17 protein-coding genes are annotated in these 15,272 nt (G+C 63.9%); 5 read left to right on the top strand and 12 right to left on the bottom strand.

Annotation, left to right across the window (positions count from 1 at the left end):
- Window positions 1-35: 35 nt before the first annotated feature.
- Window positions 36-725: a phosphate regulon transcriptional regulator PhoB gene (phoB, locus tag IFT57_RS21160; RefSeq protein WP_122479981.1), complete on the bottom strand. Its 690-nt coding sequence runs from the start codon at window positions 723-725 to the stop codon at window positions 36-38.
- Window positions 726-869: 144 nt separating this feature from the next.
- Between phoB and IFT57_RS21155 the strand changes: the two genes are divergently transcribed.
- Window positions 870-1,265, top strand: a complete 396-nt coding sequence (locus tag IFT57_RS21155; protein WP_122716047.1) for a COG4315 family predicted lipoprotein — start codon at window positions 870-872, stop codon at window positions 1,263-1,265.
- A gap of 54 nt (window positions 1,266-1,319) precedes the next feature.
- Here IFT57_RS21155 and ubiA read toward each other — a convergent pair whose 3' ends face one another.
- Both ubiA and IFT57_RS21145 read right to left on the bottom strand, forming a co-directional pair.
- Window positions 1,320-2,210 carry a 4-hydroxybenzoate octaprenyltransferase gene (gene ubiA / locus IFT57_RS21150; protein ID WP_122796127.1) on the bottom strand — a complete coding sequence of 297 codons (891 nt, stop codon included), beginning with the start codon at window positions 2,208-2,210 and terminating at the stop codon, window positions 1,320-1,322.
- Entirely contained in the window at window positions 2,210-2,755 is a 546-nt protein-coding gene (locus IFT57_RS21145; protein ID WP_446731218.1) for a chorismate--pyruvate lyase family protein, read from the bottom strand. Before IFT57_RS21145 ends, ubiA begins: the two co-directional genes overlap by 1 nt.
- A 180-nt stretch (window positions 2,756-2,935) precedes the next feature.
- Here IFT57_RS21145 and IFT57_RS21140 point away from each other — a divergent pair, with 180 nt between their 5' ends.
- The 3 genes from IFT57_RS21140 (at window position 2,936) to IFT57_RS21130 (ending at window position 4,160) form a co-directional block, all read left to right on the top strand.
- Window positions 2,936-3,103, top strand: coding sequence for a rubredoxin (locus IFT57_RS21140; RefSeq protein ID WP_122479977.1), 168 nt, complete (start codon window positions 2,936-2,938; stop codon window positions 3,101-3,103).
- A gap of 218 nt (window positions 3,104-3,321) precedes the next feature.
- On the top strand, window positions 3,322-3,603 hold the full coding sequence (locus IFT57_RS21135) for an HU family DNA-binding protein (protein WP_122479976.1): 282 nt from the start codon (window positions 3,322-3,324) through the stop codon (window positions 3,601-3,603).
- Between the two features lie 185 nt (window positions 3,604-3,788).
- Entirely contained in the window at window positions 3,789-4,160 is a 372-nt protein-coding gene (locus IFT57_RS21130; protein ID WP_192152572.1) for a helicase, read from the top strand.
- Between the two features lie 17 nt (window positions 4,161-4,177).
- Here IFT57_RS21130 and IFT57_RS21125 read toward each other — a convergent pair whose 3' ends face one another.
- From IFT57_RS21125 to exbB, 6 genes are all read right to left on the bottom strand, one after another.
- Window positions 4,178-5,575, bottom strand: a complete 1,398-nt coding sequence (locus tag IFT57_RS21125; RefSeq protein WP_192152571.1) for an aminoacyl-tRNA deacylase and HDOD domain-containing protein — start codon at window positions 5,573-5,575, stop codon at window positions 4,178-4,180.
- A gap of 88 nt (window positions 5,576-5,663) precedes the next feature.
- Window positions 5,664-7,739 carry an ATP-dependent DNA helicase RecG gene (gene recG / locus IFT57_RS21120; RefSeq protein ID WP_192152570.1) on the bottom strand — a complete coding sequence of 692 codons (2,076 nt, stop codon included), beginning with the start codon at window positions 7,737-7,739 and terminating at the stop codon, window positions 5,664-5,666.
- Complete coding sequence (locus IFT57_RS21115; protein ID WP_122716044.1) at window positions 7,736-8,662, bottom strand: hydrogen peroxide-inducible genes activator; 927 nt, start codon at window positions 8,660-8,662, stop codon at window positions 7,736-7,738. Before IFT57_RS21115 ends, recG begins: the two co-directional genes overlap by 4 nt.
- Before the next feature lie 93 nt (window positions 8,663-8,755).
- Window positions 8,756-9,499: an energy transducer TonB gene (locus IFT57_RS21110; RefSeq protein WP_192152569.1), complete on the bottom strand. Its 744-nt coding sequence runs from the start codon at window positions 9,497-9,499 to the stop codon at window positions 8,756-8,758.
- Window positions 9,496-9,921 (bottom strand): TonB system transport protein ExbD, encoded by a 426-nt coding sequence (gene exbD, locus IFT57_RS21105; protein ID WP_122479972.1) that lies wholly within the window; start codon window positions 9,919-9,921, stop codon window positions 9,496-9,498. Before exbD ends, IFT57_RS21110 begins: the two co-directional genes overlap by 4 nt.
- A gap of 3 nt (window positions 9,922-9,924) precedes the next feature.
- Window positions 9,925-10,884, bottom strand: coding sequence for a tonB-system energizer ExbB (gene exbB / locus IFT57_RS21100; RefSeq protein ID WP_192152568.1), 960 nt, complete (start codon window positions 10,882-10,884; stop codon window positions 9,925-9,927).
- A 194-nt stretch (window positions 10,885-11,078) separates the two neighbouring features.
- On the opposite strand from exbB, the gene IFT57_RS21095 reads away from it, so the two are divergent.
- Entirely contained in the window at window positions 11,079-11,930 is an 852-nt protein-coding gene (locus IFT57_RS21095) for an SDR family oxidoreductase (protein WP_192152567.1), read from the top strand.
- Window positions 11,931-11,948: 18 nt separating this feature from the next.
- On the opposite strand, the gene IFT57_RS21090 is transcribed toward IFT57_RS21095, so the two are convergent.
- The 3 genes from IFT57_RS21090 to spoT are packed head-to-tail and all read right to left on the bottom strand — an operon-like array spanning window position 11,949 to window position 15,266.
- The gene (locus IFT57_RS21090) at window positions 11,949-12,683 is read right to left on the bottom strand and encodes a hypothetical protein (protein ID WP_122796134.1); all 735 of its coding nucleotides are present in this window, start codon (window positions 12,681-12,683) and stop codon (window positions 11,949-11,951) included.
- A 59-nt stretch (window positions 12,684-12,742) separates the two neighbouring features.
- Window positions 12,743-13,123 (bottom strand): RidA family protein, encoded by a 381-nt coding sequence (locus tag IFT57_RS21085; protein ID WP_122716145.1) that lies wholly within the window; start codon window positions 13,121-13,123, stop codon window positions 12,743-12,745.
- Window positions 13,124-13,154: 31 nt separating this feature from the next.
- Window positions 13,155-15,266, bottom strand: a complete 2,112-nt coding sequence (gene spoT / locus IFT57_RS21080) for a bifunctional GTP diphosphokinase/guanosine-3',5'-bis pyrophosphate 3'-pyrophosphohydrolase (protein WP_122479968.1) — start codon at window positions 15,264-15,266, stop codon at window positions 13,155-13,157.
- Between the last annotated feature and the right edge of the window lie 6 nt (window positions 15,267-15,272).

The raw sequence follows: 15,272 nt of genomic DNA, 5'->3' as shown, positions 1-15,272 counted from the left end.
GTATCGCGCATCCTTTGCTGTGAAAGCCTGCCGGTTCAGCTCTTGGTGGAGAAGCGGTAACCGGTGCCGCGCACGGTTTGTACCAGATTTTCGTAGGCGTCACCCAGGGCTTTGCGCAGACGACGGATATGCACGTCCACGGTGCGCTCCTCGACATAGACGTTGCCACCCCAGACCTGGTCGAGCAGTTGCCCGCGGGTGTAGGCACGCTCCTGATGGGTCATGAAGAACTGCAACAGGCGGTATTCGGTGGGGCCCATTTCGGCGGGCTTGCCGTCGATGGTGACGCGATGGCTGATCGGGTCGAGCAGCAGGCCGCCGACTTCGATCGGCGATTCGCCATCGCTGGGGCCGGCTCGGCGCAGCACGGCCTTGAGCCGGGCCACCAGTTCGCGCGGCGAGAACGGCTTGGTGATGTAGTCGTCGGCACCGACTTCCAGGCCCTGGATCTTGTTGTCTTCCTCACCCTTGGCGGTGAGCATGATGATCGGGATATCGCCGGTCAGCTCGTCGCGCTTGAGGCGCCGGGCCAATTCGATGCCCGAGGTGCCGGGCAGCATCCAGTCGAGCAGGATGAGATCGGGTTTGCGGTCGACGATGATCGCGTGGGCCTGCTGCGCGTTCTCCGCCTCCAGGCTGTCGTAGCCTGCCATTTCCAGGGCCACGGCGATCATTTCGCGGATCGGTGCCTCATCGTCGACGATGAGAATGCTCCTGCCAGCCATTGTGCGAACCTCTTGTCATTACCCTGTCATGCGCCGCATTAGATAACGCAATTATTGCAGTCGTGTGACAGGTGTTCGAGCGTATCAAATTAGTCAGACTGTACTAAGCTGTAAATCCCTGTTCATTGAAGACGAGAAGCACTCATGAAGACTCGCACGACTTCGGCCTGGATGGCCCTGTGTGGCGCCCTGGCGCTGACGCTGTCCGGCATGGCGACGGCCGCCGATCATCCGCGCCTGGAACCGGGCAAGGCGTTCGTCGATGGTCGCGGCATGACGCTCTACACCTACGCCGAGGACGAAGACGGCAAATCGACGTGCAACGCCGACTGCGCGAAGAACTGGCCGCCGCTGATGGCCGACAAGGGCGCCAGCGACGATGGCGACTGGACCGTGCTCAGCCGCGACGACGGCAGCTTGCAGTGGGCCTACATGGGCAGCCCGCTGTACACCTACAAGGGCGACAAGAAGCCTGGGGAAACCAGTGGCGATGGCAAGAAGGAAAATGCCTGGCAGGTGGCGCGCCCTGTAGAAGACTGACCGGCCTGGCTAGATACGCTGCGACTGCCAGGGACGGCAGCAACCCAAGGCCCCTCAACGCAACGCATAGTCGAGCACGATACCGACGAAAATCGCCAGGCCCACCCAGTGGTTGTGCAGAAACGCCCTGAAGCAGGCCATCCGCTCGCGCTCGCGGCTGTGCCACCACTGCCAGCCGAAGCACACGGCGGCTACCGCCAGGCCTGCATGAAACCAGCCGCCGAGGCCGAACCGCGCGCCGGCCAGCAGCAGGCAGGCCAGCGCCAGCCCCTGCAGCATGACGATGATCAACCGATCGGCAGCACCGAACACAATGGCGGTGGACTTCACCCCGATGCGCAGGTCGTCGTCGCGGTCGGTCATGGCGTAGTAGGTGTCATAGGCTACCGTCCACAGCAGGTTGGCGATCCACAGCAGCCAGGCGGCGGCTGGCAGCTCGCCGGTTTCGGCGGTGAACGCCATCAGCATGCCCCACGAAAACGCCATGCCCAGCACCACCTGTGGGTAGTAGGTGTAGCGTTTCATGAACGGGTAGCTCGCCGCCAATACCAGGCCACCGACCGACAGGCCGATGGTCTGCGCATTGGTGCACAGCACCAGAATGAAACTGATGCCGACCAGTACGGCAAAGAAGACCAGTGCCTCCTTGCTGCTGATCCTGCCGCTGACCAGTGGCCGCGCTTCGGTACGCTTGACGTGCCCGTCGACCTTGCGGTCGGCGAAATCGTTGATCACGCAGCCGGCCGCACGCATCAGCACCACACCGGTAACGAAAATCACCAGGTTGGCCAGCGAAGGCCGGCCTTCGCCGGCGATCCACAGGGCCCACAGCGTCGGCCAGAGCAGCAGGTAGACGCCGATGGGCTTGTCCATGCGCGTGAGCTGAACGAAATCCCAGGCGCGCGGGTTCAGCCGGTTCAGCGACTTGAGCAGGCTCTGGTACATCAACGGCTCTCCACTTGGGTACGAACGGCTTGCCACAGCGGCGGCAGGAATACTTCGGCAACCAGCACTGCCAACGGCCCACGGTCGAAACGCGAGCGCCGCGCCCACAGGCTCTCGCCAGCCTGCTGCGCGGGCAGCCACCGGGCCGGGTAGCGGCAGGTCTGGATGGGGCCGCGGACAAACGCCGGGTCGCAGAACAACAGCTCGCCGAGCGAACGGTTGCCCAGCGCCTGCAGATCCAGGTCGCTGGCCTGCAGGCTGCTGCGCGCCGCCACGCTGCGGGCGAACACCCATGGCTGGCCGTGGCCGAGCAGGCAGACCTCGCGCACCCAGCCCTGGCTGGCCGACGGCACACCCAGCATCAGGCACTCTTCATCGCGCAGCGGCTGCCAATCCTGCAGTAGCACGGTGACGCCGAAATGATCATCGCTGAGCTGGATCAAGCGGCGGGTCAGGGAGCCTGGGTCGAACAGCCAGTCGTGTACCAGCGGTTCGGCATCGGCCAGGCATTGCCAATCGGGGGAGGGGTATCCTGAATGGGGCACGGTAGTGAATCGGGTCGGCCGGAAAGACGCCGAGCTTATCATGTTTGCCGGCGCCGATTGGCCGCCCGCGCCTGATGAAGCTTGCATCGCGCGGCGTTGATCAGTACAAACCGCGAGAGCCGGGCGACAACGTCACACCATCGAGCGCCTGCCAGACCGCCTGAATACCAAGGGGAAATGATGAAGAAGTGGCAATGTATCGTCTGTGGCCTGATCTACAACGAAGCCGATGGCTGGCCCGAGGACGGGATCATCCCCGGAACCCGCTGGGAAGACGTGCCCGAAGACTGGCTGTGCCCCGATTGTGGCGTGGGCAAGATGGATTTCGAAATGATCGAGATCGGCTGATCGCCACCCACAGGCAGGCCCGGCGCGCGGATCGGCGCCGTTCTGTCGGAATAACCGGCATCTGGCCGCAACAAACCCGTGGCAGACACTGGCGCGCCCTCGTGCAGCGTGCCATTCTCACTCCGTCTGCCGCAGCGTAGAGCCTGCGGCGAGTTGGGCGTCGCCGTCCTCCAGGCAGCCGCCAATAAAAACAAAAACCGTCAATGAGAGGCTTCACCATGCGTAAACCAGAGCTCGTAGATGCCATTGCTGAAAAAGCGGACCTGACCAAGGAACAGGCCAACCGCGTCTTGAATGCCGTACTCGAAGAAATCACCGGTGCACTGCATCGCAAGGACAGTGTCACCCTGGTGGGCTTCGGCACCTTCATCCAGCGTCACCGCGGTGCCCGCACCGGCAAGAATCCGCAGACCGGCGAGCCGGTGAAGATCAAGGCCAGCAATACCGTCGCCTTCAAGCCTGGGAAATCTCTCAAGGACAGCGTGAACACCACCAAGTGAGGTGTCTGCTGTCGCGCCGCTGAGCGCAGCCCGCCATGGCACCCGGTTCGCCGGGTGCCTGCGACGTACGCGCCGCCACCACTGCCGGCATACCTGCCAAACATCGTGCCCAGCCGTAGCCGGACTGCCTTGAGCAAGGCATTGCCGGTACACTCGCCGGCACTTTCCCGTGCCGAGACTTCGCCATGAAATTCCGCCTTCTGCTCTGGGCCATGGGCCTGATGATGGCCCGCGCCAGCCGCAACAACCCCGCATTCGCTCAGCAACTCAAGGACAAGGACCTGGTGTTCCAGTTGCAGACACTGGACGGCAAGATCGCCCGGCACTTCACCGTGCGTGATCAACGCGTGACCAGCCGCAGCGGCAGCGTGGCGCAGCCGGCGTTCGCGATTGCCTTCAGGGATGCCGGATACGGCTACGACACCTTGCAAGCCAGCAATAAACAGCTGGCCTTCATGCAAGGCATCCAGGACAAGCACATTCAGATCAAGGGCAATCCGGCACTGGTCGTGTGGTTCCAGGGCGCGATGAAATACCTCAAGCCGAAAAAGCGCTGAGGCACCCCGCGCACCTGTCAGTCGAACTGGTGGGCCAGCTCGCGCAACAGCGCTTCGGCTTCCAGCACTTTGCTCACGACATCTTCGGCCTTGTCTCGGCTCAGCTCCAGGCGTTCGAACAAGGCGTCCGGAATATGCTGCTCGCCGCTGCCGATGCCGCGGCTGCGCAGCAAGCGGATGGCCAGGCATACCAGGTTGGCGTAGGCGGCGTGCTCGCCGGTGTAGCCAGGGTCATGCTGAAAGCGCAATGCAGTGCTCAGCTCTTCCGGCATTTCCCAATAGCGCATCAGCCAGGCACCCATCTGCTCGCGGGTGACACCCAGCAGGTGCTGCTCGACGAAGTCATGTTGCAGATGCGGATTGACTTCGAGGTGGCGACAGATCAAGGAAAAATGTGGCGGAAAGACGTGGGCAAGCAGCAGGTAGCCAAAGTTGTGCAGCAGGCCGGCCAGGTAGGTGAGGCCTGCCTCCGGGCGGCTGGCCCGCGGCATGGCGCGGGTCAGACCCTCGATCACCGCTGCGACGTAGATGGACTGGTGCCAGTAGGGTGTGGCGTGCTGAGGGTGATCCTTGGGCAGGCTCATGGTCTTGCCCAGGGCAAGGCCCAGCGCCAGGTTGATGACCAGGTCGAAACCCAGCACGCGGACGATGGCATCTTCTACCGAACGGATCTTGCCCGGTGACGCGTAGTAGGGCGAAGCGGCCCAACTGACCACTTGCGCGGCCAGCGCCGGGTCGGTTTCGACCACGCCGGTGATGTCGTCGATGGTGGCGTTGGGGTCGACACGCAGCTTGATGATTTTCTGCGCAGTGGCCGCCAGCGGTGGAATCTCGATGGTCGACTCCAGGCGCTGCTGAATTCGCCGTGCGGTGAAATTCTGCACGGCGCGGTCGATTTCCTGGCTGTCGTCGTCGGGACGATCGAGGTTGGGGCGGACATTGGCCAGCGGTTCGCCAAAGACGCCCGAGCTGGCCTTGGTAAGCATCTTGCGGAAATCGTCGCCGCTGAGCTGCAGCCAGACACCCGGCTCCCCGGAACTGATCAGCAACGTGGGTTCGAGCATCAGACGCTCATCGTACAGGCACGGCGAACTGGTCAGGATCGGCAGGGCCGGAAGCACGGTCAGCTGGTGCTTGCCCAGCATCTTCATCAGGCGCTCTTCGGGCACCGCAGTGAGCTTGCGCCCAGTCAATTCGGCCAGGCGGCTGAGGTCCAGCAGCTTGCTCTGCGGAAACAGCACCATGAGCGCGCCGATCGCATCGGCCAGCAGCACGGCCTGGATCGTGCGACTGGCATCGGCAGCGGTCACGTGCTGGGCGTCCACCTTGGTCCAGGCGATGCCGAAATCGTCGAGCATCTTCTGGATCACCGAGGGGGCGTGCGAAGTGACGGCTTCCAGCGCATATTCATTCATGGTCTGCATCCATTGTCCTACATTCGTCTCAGTATACTCAGCTTGCCTGGGAAACCGAGACCTCTATCGCGCAAGTTTCCGGCGCGCGTCAGACTTGGCCGTATTGCTGTCCATGGCGCAGCCAGCGTTCGAGCAGTGGCGTGACATGCCCGGGCCAGCGTTCGATCAGCATTTGAGCGGCATCGCGCACGGCCGGCAGCAGGTCGGCGTCGCGCATCAGGTCGGCGACCTTGAACTGCAGCAGTCCGGTCTGCCGGGTGCCGAGCATCTCGCCAGGGCCGCGCAGCTGCAGGTCCTTTTCGGCGATCACGAAGCCGTCATTGGTCTCGCGCATGATGCCCAGCCGTTCCCGGCCGATCTGCGACAGTGGGGGGTGGTAGAGCAGCACACAGTGGCTGGCGGCACTGCCGCGACCGACCCGACCGCGCAACTGGTGAAGCTGGGCAAGCCCGAGACGTTCCGGGTTCTCGATGATCATCAGGCTGGAGTTGGGTACATCGACCCCAACTTCGATCACTGTGGTGGCGATCAGCAGCTGCAGCTCGCCGGCCTTGAACAGCGCCATCACTTCGGCCTTCTCGACCGGCTTCATGCGTCCGTGGATCAGCCCGACGCGCAGCTCGCCGAGGGCCAGGGTGAGTTCTTCGAAGGTACTCTGCGCGGCCTGGCAGGTCAGCTCTTCGGATTCCTCGATCAGGGTGCAGACCCAATAGGCCTGGCGGCCCTCGGCACAGGCGGCCCGCACCCGCTCCACCACTTCCGGGCGACGGCTGTCGGCCACCAGCACGGTGTTGACCGGCGTGCGCCCGGGCGGCAGCTCGTCGAGCACGGAGGTGTCGAGGTCGGCGTAGGCGCTCATGGCCAAGGTCCGTGGGATGGGCGTGGCGGTCATGATCAACTGGTGCGGGCACAGGGTGCCGCCCACGCCTTTCTGCCGCAGCGCCAGACGTTGCTGCACGCCGAAACGATGCTGCTCATCGATGATCACCAGAGCCAGGCGGGCGAACTGCACCTCGGCTTGAAACAGCGCATGGGTACCCACCACCATGGGCGCGCCGCCGACGATACGCTCCAGTGCACTGACCCGCGCCTTGCCCTTGAGCTTGCCGGCCAGCCACGCGACCTCGATGCCCAGTGGTTCGAGCCAGCGCTGGAAGGTAATGAAATGCTGTTCGGCGAGAATCTCGGTCGGCGCCATCAGGGCCACCTGATAGCCTGCTTCCAGCGCCTGCAGCGCAGCCAGGGCGGCAACCACCGTCTTGCCGGCGCCGACGTCGCCCTGCACCAGGCGCAACATCGGCTCTGGCTGGCTCAAGTCGTAGGCGATCTCGGCACCCACGCGACGTTGAGCGCCGGTTGGCGCAAAACGCAGGTTGTCCAGATAGCGTACCGGCAGGTCGCGAGCCAGGGGCAGGGCGGGTGCGCGCTGGGCACGCAGGCTTTCGCGCAGGCGTTGCTGCGAAAGCTGATGGGTCAGCAGCTCTTCGAAGGCCAGGCGGTGCTGAGCCCAGTGATGACCGACCGCCAGCTCCTCGAGATCGGCGTCCGGCGGTGGCCGATGCAGGTAGCGGATCGCTTCGTCCAGTGGCGCCAGTCGATGTTCACGCGCCAGCTCCGGGGGCAACCAGTCGGGCAGGCTGCGCGGCCCCAGCAGGTCGAGTGCCTGTTGGGACAACTGGCGCAGACGCTGCTGGGTCAGGCCTTCAGTGGTCGGGTAGATCGGCGTCAGGTTCTGTTCGACCGGAATGTCTTCTTCGCCAGTCAGGACGCGGTATTCGGGGTGGTAGATCTCCAGCCCCGAAGCGCCGGGCCGCGCTTCGCCATAGCAGCGCAGGTGCGTGCCGCGCTTGAGCGCCTCCTTTTGAGCATTGCTGAAGTGATAGAAGCGCAGGCTCAACGAGCCACTGCCGTCGCCCAGGCGCACCAGCAGACTGCGCCGCTTGCCCATGGACACGTCGGCACCACTGACTACACCTTCGATGACCGCATCCTGGCCGGGATGCAGGGCGCCGATAGGCACCACGCGGGTACGGTCCTGATAGCGCAGGGGTAAGTGGAACAACACGTCCTGCAGGTTTTCAAGACCGACCTTGGCGAGTTTTTCCGCCATGGCCTCGCCCACGCCCTTGAGCGCAGTGACCGCTACCTGTGCCAGCTCGGTCATGGCGTGTCGCGGCCCACCGGTTTGGCCACCGAACACAGGCGGATCGAGTCGGCGAGGATCTCGATCGCCTTGGGCCGCGGGAAGCTCGCGCGCCAGGCGATGGCCACGGTGCGGAACGGCGTCGGCGGGGTCAGTGGGCGGACTTCGATGATGCCGGGGGCGTAGTGATGGCTGTCGACTGCCGACAGCGGCAGGATCGAAACACCCAGGCCCGATGCGACCATGTGCCGAATGGTTTCCAGCGAACTGGACTCGACGGTGGTGTGCTTGGCACCCTCCGAACCCTTGGTCAGGGTGGGGCAGGCTTCGAGCACCTGGTCACGGAAGCAGTGGCCTTCACCCAGCAGCAGCAGGCTCTTGTCGTTGAGCAGGCCCGAGTCGATGGTTTCCTTGCGCGTCCACGGGTGGTCGGCAGGCATCAGCACGTAGAACGGCTCGTCATAGAGCGGCAGGGTCAGCACATCGGCTTCATTGAACGGCAGCGCGATGATCACCGCGTCCAGTTCACCATTGCGCAGCTTGTCGCGCAGGATGTGAGTGAAGTTTTCCTCAATGTACAACGGCATCTGCGGCGCAACCCGGTGCAGCTGCGGAATCAGGTGGGGGAACAGGTACGGGCCGACGGTGTAGATGGCGCCGACCTTGAGCGGGGCCGTCAGCTGGTTCTTGCCGGCCTGGGCCAGTTCGCGAATGCCCTGGGCCTGCTCGAGTACCTTCTGTGCCTGGGCGACGATGCCTTCACCCACCGGGGTCAGGCGCACGGCGCTCTTGCTGCGTTCGAAGATCAGCACGCCGAGCTCGTCCTCGAGCTTCTTGACGCCTACCGACAGGGTAGGCTGGCTGACGTGGCAGCGTTCGGCAGCGTGGCCGAAGTGTTGTTCCTGGGCCAGGGTAACGATGTAGCGCAATTCTGTGAGGGTCATAACGTGCGTCCATGAAGTTGCGAGCCCAGCATAGCGGCTGCAACCGATAGACGCACGTTATCAACCGTGCCGAACCGCATCAATATCCGCGATTCAGCGCTTGTCCAGCGAGTAGACGAAAGGTGCGACCACTTCCAGGCTGCCATTGACCAGGATTTCGGCCGGCGGCTTGGGCAAGGGTTGCGCTCGACGGATCATCTCCATGGTCGCGCGATCCAGTGCAGCACTGCCTGAACCGCCGGCCAGGGAATACGACAACACCTTGCCCTCGGCGTCCACCACGAAGCGCAAGCGGTTGACCCCGGTCATGCCGCGGCGACGCGCGTCTTCGGGGTACTTCTTGTACTTGGCCAGATGACGCAGCAGGTCGCTCTGCCAGCTGGGCAGTGCATTGCTGTTGGAAGGCACACTTGGCGCGGGCGCTGCCGGCTTGGCCGGTTGCGGGGAAGCAGGGCGGCTGTCGACGGTCTGTTCGGCCGGCGGTTGCTCCTTGGGCGGTTCGGGTTTCTTTTCGACCTTGGGCGGCTGCGGTTTGGGCTTGGGCTTGGGCGGCGTTGGCTTGGGCACGGAGATGGTCGGCTTGGGCGCTTCGGCCAGCTTCGGCAACGGGTCCTCGACCACAGGTTCGGGCGGCGGAGGGGGTGTGACGACCTGGGGTGGCGGGGGTGGCGCAGGCTCGGGCAGCGGCGCCATCTCCACCATCATGGCCTGCGGCGGCAGCTCGATGGGCTGCGGCGCGGGCCAGTTCAAGGCAATCACCACGGCAACTGCATGCACGCCGAGGACTACCGCCAGGCTGGCACCATAACGCGTCGTTTTCTGGCGCGTCGTGATCATTGCTTGGCTGCCGTCTCGAGTCCGACCAGGCCTACCTTCAGGTAGCCCGCGCCGCGCAGGGTGTTCATCACTTCCATCAGGTCGCCGTAATCCACGCCCTTGTCGGCCCGGAAGAAGATGGTCGTGTCCTTGTTGCCGTGAGTCTTGGCGTCGAGAATCTGGCCCAGCTGCGCACGCTCGATCCGGTCATCGCCCACGTACAGGTTCTGATCGGCCTTGACGCTCAAGAATACCGGCTTCTCGGGCCGCGGCGCCGGCTTGGCGGTGGACGCGGGCAGGTCGACCTTGATGTCCACGGTCGCCAGGGGAGCGGCGACCATGAAAATGATCAGCAGCACCAGCATGACGTCGATGAACGGCGTCACGTTGATTTCATGGTTCTCGGCGAGATCATCGCCGCCTTCGTTCAGGTGCAGGCCCATAGGTCAGCCCACCTTGACCATCTGCGGCTGAGCTGCGCGCTCGCCTGGCTGGTGGTCGAGGTCGCGGCTGACCAGCAGCAGCACCTGCGCCGAAGCATCCGATACCTGCGCCTTGTAGCCGGCGATGGAGCGGGCGAAGACGTTGTAGATGACCACCGCGGGAATGGCTGCGACCAGGCCCAGTGCCGTGGCCAGCAGGGCTTCGGCGATGCCGGGTGCGACGACCGCCAGGTTGGTGGTCTGGGTCTTGGCGATGCCGATGAAGCTGTTCATGATGCCCCATACGGTGCCGAACAGGCCGACGAAGGGTGCGGTGGAACCGATGGTGGCCAGCACGCCGGTGCCCATGCTCATGTTGCGGCCGCAGGCAGCTACCAAGCGCTCGAGACGGAAGCTCACGCGCTCCTTGATGCCTTCACGCTCGCGGGCATTGGCCGACAGGTGCATTTCTTCGAGCGCGTCGTGTACCAGCAGGTTGGCCAGCGTGCCCTTGCGGGTGGCGGTTTCGCTTGCCTGCTTGAGGTTGGCAGCCTTCTTCAACGCGGCAATTTCACCCTTGAGGCGACGCTTGGCGCCCAACAGCTCGAAGCCCTTGGCGATCCAGATGGTCCAGGTGATGATCGAGGCGATGGCCAGGCCGATCATCACCGCCTTCACCACGATGTCGGCGTTCTGGTACATGCCCCAGGGCGACAGGTCGTGGCCCATGCCCAGCGTGGTGTCCTCTACCAGCGCCTGCTCGGCCGGCGCCGGCGCCAGTGGCTCGGATCCCTGCGCAGGAGCTGCGGCAGGCACGGCATTGGCCGGTGCCGCAGTGCTGGCTGGCGCCGTGTTGGGTGCTGTGTTCGGAGCGGTGGCGTCGGCGAATGACAGCGGGACGATGGCCAGGCCCAGCAGCAACGCTGCAATGGCGCGCCATGCGCGTGGCTGGTTTGGCGAAGCGGAAGGGTGTTTGCGAATCATGCTGGCCGGACCTGAGAAGAGAGAAAAGGGGTCAACGTTCTGCAAGGCCTCGCGAAAGACCGAGAACAGATTGGGGAAGTATTATTGCAAGTAATTCTTGTTAGCAAAAGTAATAATGTAACTTATTTAATTCCGCTGGCCGCCAAAGCCCCGGCGCAGGTAGGCTCGACGCCTGACTTTCAGGAGCCATGCGCATGACCTCACCCACTGTATTGATTGCCGGCTGCGGCGATATCGGCAGTCGCGTTGCCCGCCGTCTGTTGGCGCTGGACTGGCGCGTGCACGGCCTGCGGCGGCAGGTCGAGCGGTTGCCCGCCGGCGTGCTCGGCGTCGCCGCCGACCTGCACCAGGCTCAATGCCCCGATGCCTGGCCACGGGAGCCCCTGGATTACCTGCTGTATTGCGTGGCCGCCACGCAGCATGACGAGGCGGGTTATCAGGCCGCCTATGTCGACGGTCTGCGTCACGTATTGGCCTGGTTGGCAGACAACCAGCAGACGCCCAGACGAATCTTCTTCGTGTCCAGCAGCAGTGTGTACGGGCAAAGCGAGGGGGAATGGGTCGATGAAACCTCGCCGGTAGCGCCAAGCGGATTTTCCGGGCAACTGATGTGCAAGGCCGAGCAACTGGCGCTGAATGCCCCGGCGCCCGCAACTGTCGTGCGCTTGACCGGCATCTATGGTCCTGGCCGTGAGCGGTTGGCCGCTCAGGTGCGCGAGGGGTATCAGGTCGCATCGCAGCCACCGCTGTACGGCAACCGCATTCACGCAGACGATGCCGCCGGCCTGCTGACGTTTCTGCTGCAGGCAGATGCTCGGGGTGAGGTGCTGGATGATTGCTATATAGGTGTCGATGATGCCCCGACGGCCCTGCACGAGGTCGTGGATTGGCTGCGCGCCTACCTTGGCGTCACCCATCGGTCGCAGACCCAGAGCATTCGCCGCACCGGTTCCAAGCGGTGCAGCAACGCGCGCGCCAAGGCGCTGGGCTGGCTGCCGCAGTACCCTACCTACCGTGAAGGGTACGCGGCCTTGCTGGAACGATAGTCGTGCATTCGCCTGGTGTTACTTGCTGAGCAACCAGCGCCGGGTGCCGGGCACCAGGTTGGGCATTTCGTCATCCTGGGCCTGGTTGAGCGCCTGCAGGATTTCCAGCTGATTGCCGTTGCGACGAAAGATGAATGCATTGCCACGCTGTTGCTGTTCCAGCCACATGCTGTCGAACTCGCCGCTCATGGCGGCGCAGTCGCCCGCCAGGCACAGTGCGTAGCGATCCAGGCCGGCCAGTCCATCGATTCGTCCGTCTGGAAGGAAATGCGCCACGCCGCCCTTGCCCGGGCCCTCGACCACTTTCCAGTCGCCACCCATGTAGGCGGTGTACAGCGCCTGCTCGAAGGTGCTGCCCGCTGGCGTGTCCGCACGCACCGGCGCCGCCGACTTGCTGAACGTCTGCACCGGAGTGTTATCGCTCGCTGCCTGCTGCAGGGTATCGCCGTCGACCTTCAGGGTGTCTTCGCCGTTACCGTAGAAGTCCACCTTGAGCTGGCCGTCGGCCTGAGGCAGCAGCTTGCCTTCGCCTTCTTCGAAGCCATTGCTGAACCGGGCCTGGCCGGCCACGGTGTCGATCGACCACTCCAAAGTCGGGCCGTTGGCCAGCAGCGCCTGGCGCAGGCTTGCGCCCTTGGCCGCGGCATCGATGGCTTTCTGATTGATCCAGACGCCGTTGGGGTCCACGTTTTCGTGGCTGGCGCAGCCGCCCAGGAACAGGGCGGCCAGAGATAGGGCGAGCGCGTGACGCATGAAGGAAGTCCTTGCTGGCGAATGGCGCTGCAGCCAGTGGCCGCAGCGCGCGAAGCGGCTTATTCGATGACCAGGATAGCGTCCATTTCAACCTGCGCGCCTTTGGGCAGGGCGGCAACGCCAATGGCGGCACGGGCCGGGTAAGGCTGCTGGAAATAGCGGCTCATCACTTCGTTGACCGTGGCGAAATGGCCCAGGTCGGTCAGGAAGATGTTGAGCTTGACGATGTCCTTGAACGAACCACCGGCCGCCTCGGCCACCGACTTGAGGTTCTCGAAGACCTGCACGGTCTGGGCCTCGAAACCTTCGACCAGCTCCATGGTGGTGGGATCCAGTGGGATCTGACCGGACATGTAGACGGTATTGCCAGCCTTGATGGCTTGGGAGTAGGGGCCGATGGCGGCCGGGGCCTTGTCGCTGGTGATTACGGTCTTGGTCATGAACAGCTCCTTGAAATGAAGGTTCTGCGCCTCAGGCACGCACGCGCGTGAGGCGGGTGACGCCTGCCAGGGCGCGCAGTTTCTTGATCACGCGGGCCAGGTGCACACGGTCGTGCACGCTGACCACCAGCTGGACCACGCTGATGCGGCCATCGCGTTCGTCCATGCTGATTTTCTCGATGTTGCCATCGGCCGCGTTGACGCTGCTGGCCAGCAGCGCGATCAGGCCGCGCTGGTGTTCGAGCTCCACGCGCAGTTCGACATTGAACTCGCCCGTGACGTCCTTGGCCCAGCCCAACTGGATGCACTTTTCCGGGTTGTGGCGAATTTCGCTGATGTTGCGGCAGTTTTCCAGGTGAACCACCATGCCCTTGCCGGCCGACAGGTGACCGACGATGGGATCGCCGGGAATCGGCGTGCAGCACTTGGCATAACTGAGCACCAGGCCCTCGGTGCCGCGGATGGCCAGCGGCCCTTCAGGGCTGGGCAACTGCTCGCCGCCATCGGTCGCCAGCAGGCGTCGAGCCACCACATAGGCCATGCGGTTACCCAGGCCGATGTCTTCGAGCAGGTCTTCGATGAGCTCCAGGCGGTACTCGGCCAGCATCGCCTGAATGCGCTCGGCGGGGATCGTGTCCAGCGCGCTGTCGAAACCATTGAGCACCTTGTTGAGCAGGCGCTCGCCCAGGTTCACCGATTCGGAGCGACGCTGCAGCTTCAAGGCATGGCGAATGTGCGTACGTGCCTTGCCGGTGACCACGAAATTGAGCCAGGCCGGGTTGGGCCTGGCTCCGGGTGCGCTGACGATTTCCACCGTCGAGCCGCTCTGCAGCGGTTCGGAGAGCGGGGCCAGACGTCGGTTGATGCGGCAGGCAATGCAGCTGTTGCCCACGTCGGTGTGCACCGCATAGGCGAAGTCAACCGCCGTGGAGCCTTTGGGCAGCTCCATGATGCGACCCTTGGGCGTGAACACGTAGACCTCGTCCGGAAACAGGTCGATCTTCACGCTCTCGATGAATTCCAGCGAGTTGCCGGCACGTTGCTGCATTTCCAGCACGCCCTTGACCCACTGGCGGGCACGGGCATGGGTGCCCTTGGGCTGTTCGTCGTCACTGGACTTGTACAGCCAATGGGCAGCGATGCCGTTGTTGGCCATCTCTTCCATTTCACGGGTGCGGATCTGGATTTCGATGGGCACCCCGTGCATGCCGAACAAGGTGGTGTGCAGCGACTGGTAGCCGTTGGCCTTGGGGATCGCGATGTAGTCCTTGAAGCGACCCGGCAGCGGCTTGTACAGGTTGTGCACGGCGCCGAGCACGCGGTAGCAGGTGTCGACCTTGTCGACCACGATGCGGAAAGCGTACACGTCCATGATCTCGTTGAAGGCGCGGCGCTTGCCGCGCATCTTCTTGTAGATGCCATAGATGTGTTTCTGCCGCCCGCTGACATCGCCCTCGATGCCATCCACCGACAGGCAATGGGCCAGGGACTGCTCGATCTTGTTGACCAGTTCCTTGCGATTGCCCCGGGCGCGCTTGACGGCCTGGTAGATGCGCGCCGAGCGCATCGGGTACATGGCCTTGAAGCCCAGGTCCTCGAATTCGACGCGCACGTTGTGCATGCCCAGGCGGTTGGCGATGGGTGCGTAGATCTCCAGGGTTTCCTTGGCGATGCGCCGGCGCTTTTCGCCGGACAGCACCTCGAGGGTGCGCATGTTGTGCAGGCGGTCGGCCAGCTTGACCAGGATCACGCGGATGTCCCGGGCCATGGCCATGGCCATTTTCTGGAAGTTTTCCGCCTGGGCCTCGGCCTTGGTCTCGAAGTTCATCTGGGTCAGCTTGCTGACCCCGTCGACCAGATCGGCCACGGTTTCGCCGAACTGGGCACTGAGTGCTTCCTTGGCGATACCGGTGTCTTCAATCACATCGTGCAACATGGCCGCCATCAGGCTCTGATGGTCCATGTGCATGTCGGCGAGAATGCCTGCCACCGCCAACGGATGCGTGACGTAGGCTTCACCGCTGCGACGGCGTTGGCCGTCGTGGGCTTGTTCGGCGTAGAAGTACGCTCGGCGGACCAGGTTGACCTGTTCCTTGCCGAGGTAGGTCGACAGGCGATCGGCGAGGGCGTCTATGCTCGGCAAGGGAAA

The sequence above is a fragment of the Pseudomonas sp. CFBP 13719 genome (genome assembly GCF_014842095.1).
In the GTDB taxonomy this organism is placed as follows: domain Bacteria; phylum Pseudomonadota; class Gammaproteobacteria; order Pseudomonadales; family Pseudomonadaceae; genus Aquipseudomonas.
Note: the sequence above shows the minus strand (reverse complement) of the source record. Positions and strands in the feature narration are given on the sequence as shown.

Coding starts and splice junctions, on each gene's coding strand:
- phoB (WP_122479981.1), bottom strand. CDS start 725: ATGGCTGGCAGGAGCATTCTCATCGTCGACGATGAGGCACCGATCCGC.
- IFT57_RS21155 (WP_122716047.1), top strand. CDS start 870: ATGAAGACTCGCACGACTTCGGCCTGGATGGCCCTGTGTGGCGCCCTG.
- ubiA (WP_122796127.1), bottom strand. CDS start 2,210: ATGTACCAGAGCCTGCTCAAGTCGCTGAACCGGCTGAACCCGCGCGCC.
- IFT57_RS21140 (WP_122479977.1), top strand. CDS start 2,936: ATGAAGAAGTGGCAATGTATCGTCTGTGGCCTGATCTACAACGAAGCC.
- IFT57_RS21135 (WP_122479976.1), top strand. CDS start 3,322: ATGCGTAAACCAGAGCTCGTAGATGCCATTGCTGAAAAAGCGGACCTG.
- IFT57_RS21130 (WP_192152572.1), top strand. CDS start 3,789: ATGAAATTCCGCCTTCTGCTCTGGGCCATGGGCCTGATGATGGCCCGC.
- IFT57_RS21125 (WP_192152571.1), bottom strand. CDS start 5,575: ATGAATGAATATGCGCTGGAAGCCGTCACTTCGCACGCCCCCTCGGTG.
- recG (WP_192152570.1), bottom strand. CDS start 7,739: ATGACCGAGCTGGCACAGGTAGCGGTCACTGCGCTCAAGGGCGTGGGC.
- IFT57_RS21115 (WP_122716044.1), bottom strand. CDS start 8,662: ATGACCCTCACAGAATTGCGCTACATCGTTACCCTGGCCCAGGAACAA.
- IFT57_RS21110 (WP_192152569.1), bottom strand. CDS start 9,499: ATGATCACGACGCGCCAGAAAACGACGCGTTATGGTGCCAGCCTGGCG.
- exbD (WP_122479972.1), bottom strand. CDS start 9,921: ATGGGCCTGCACCTGAACGAAGGCGGCGATGATCTCGCCGAGAACCAT.
- exbB (WP_192152568.1), bottom strand. CDS start 10,884: ATGATTCGCAAACACCCTTCCGCTTCGCCAAACCAGCCACGCGCATGG.
- IFT57_RS21095 (WP_192152567.1), top strand. CDS start 11,079: ATGACCTCACCCACTGTATTGATTGCCGGCTGCGGCGATATCGGCAGT.
- IFT57_RS21090 (WP_122796134.1), bottom strand. CDS start 12,683: ATGCGTCACGCGCTCGCCCTATCTCTGGCCGCCCTGTTCCTGGGCGGC.
- IFT57_RS21085 (WP_122716145.1), bottom strand. CDS start 13,123: ATGACCAAGACCGTAATCACCAGCGACAAGGCCCCGGCCGCCATCGGC.